Raw genomic sequence first — 1,944 nt, forward strand, 5'->3', positions numbered from 1 at the left:
TATTATTGTTATTATCCATAGTATCCATATCCTTTTTTGTATTGTTTTTTTGTCGTGATTAAATAATAACATAGGATAAGATTACTATGGATTTTTTTTATATTTTTATTGGTTCAATTTCATTATACAATTAAGCTAAATTTATTTTTATAAAAATAAAATTTTTTCTTAACTTGAACAACCTGTAGCCAAAATATGTTATGTTTTCAATACCTCTATTTATTGCAAAAAAATAGCATGAGTTAATTTATATTATCAACTCATGCTACTTATCTTATTTATTCATATCTAACATTAAACTAGAGTTAGAATCCATTACTTGAGGTAATTTTCCATCCCATTTATTTATGTACATTTCTTTTAATATTCTTTCATCTAATCCTTGTGCTTTTATTTCGTTAGCCTTTTTATCCCCTTCAGCTTGTATTACTTTTCTTTCAGCTTCTAGTTGTGCTGCTTGCTTACCTATTTCGGCTTTTTCTAATTGTAAACGTTGTTGTTCTACTTCTTGACTTATTTGTTGTCTTTTTTCTATAGCAGCTTGAACTTCTTTTGATGCTCTAGTTTCTGCTAAGGATACATTTTCAAACATTACTCCGTATTTTTTAGATTTTCCATTTAAGTGTTCTGTTAGTTTTTCATTAACCACTTCTTTTTTTGTTAAATGAACTTCCATTGTGGAATAGTTTTTAGTTACTTCACTTATCCAACTTCTTAACTGACCTCTAAGTACAGTATTTATTATTTCCTGACCATCTTTCCCTCTGTACTGTCTTTGTACCTTTGGTATATCTTCTATTTTGAATCTATAACTGAAAGTTAAATCTGCATTTAAAGAACCATCACTACAACTTATAGTTATCGATTCATCAGCCTCTGAACCTTCCCTCTTATCCTTACTCATGTAAACTGTTTCTATTGAAATTGGGAATTCATTTACACTTTGCCAAGGTGCTTTAAAGTTTAATCCTTCTGATAAAGTATAATCTTGAATACCTTTTTTAAATCTATCATACACAGCTCCTACATGTCCTTGTTTTATAGTTGTTGTACATGTTAGTGCTAGTACTGCAATAACTGTTAATGATATTATTGTTATTAATATTTTTTTAACTGCTTTCTTACCTTTTTTTACTTTAGTATCCTCCATTAATTCTCCCCCTTGAATTTTATATTACATTTATTATATCAGAGCCCATAGTTTTAATCTATATTTAACATCATGTTCTTTGTATTAGTCGATGCTAATTACAATAGCAATACATTACTTTATATTTATTAATACAGTATAAAAATTTTAAATACTCATATTCTTATATTAAATTTGATTATTTAATATCCTTATTATAAAATAATAATGGAAGAATTACTTTAAAGTAAAATATATAGACACATTATAAGGGGAAACAATATGTTAAATAAAAATGAAACTGCATTATTAGTTGTAGATATGCAATATGGTGGTGGAGCACCAGATGGTTCACTAGTAAAAATGTTAAATGTTGATGTTACAAAACAAGAAGATATAGTAACACCTATGATTAAATTAAAAGATTATTTTAATACTAACGAAATGTTAGTTGTAAATATAAAAACAGAGTATAAAGAAGATTTTAGTGATTGGAAAATGTTAGACAATAGATTTGAAGTAAAAAAATACAAGCACTTTATAGAAGGTACTCCTGATGCAGAAATTATACCACCTTTAATGCCAAGAGAAGGCGAAGAATTAGTGGTAAAAAATAGATGGAATGCATTCTTTAATACAAACTTAGACGAAATTTTAAAGTCTAAAAATATAAAAAACTTAATAATAGTAGGTGCTGCTACAGATGTTTGTGTTTTAGAAACATGTAGTTATGCATTTTCACTAGATTATAATTGTATAGTTCCTATTGAAACTACAGCTTCATTTAGTCCAGAGAGAAAAGAAATGGGATTAGA

General features: G+C 26.8%; 2 protein-coding genes. One reads left to right on the plus strand and one right to left on the minus strand.

The window, feature by feature from the left end; all coding sequences use genetic code 11:
* Window positions 1-274: 274 nt before the first annotated feature.
* On the minus strand, window positions 275-1,150 hold the full coding sequence (locus tag ACRC03_RS09120) for a prohibitin family protein (RefSeq protein ID WP_438652255.1): 876 nt from the start codon (window positions 1,148-1,150) through the stop codon (window positions 275-277).
* A 261-nt stretch (window positions 1,151-1,411) separates the two neighbouring features.
* Between ACRC03_RS09120 and ACRC03_RS09125 the strand changes: the two genes are divergently transcribed.
* Window positions 1,412-1,944: cysteine hydrolase family protein (locus ACRC03_RS09125; protein WP_438652256.1), on the plus strand; the 533-nt coding region annotated here is incomplete at its 3' end.

The sequence above is a fragment of the Romboutsia sp. genome, from assembly GCF_051659545.1.
Lineage (GTDB): Bacteria > Bacillota > Clostridia > Peptostreptococcales > Peptostreptococcaceae > JBOFOR01.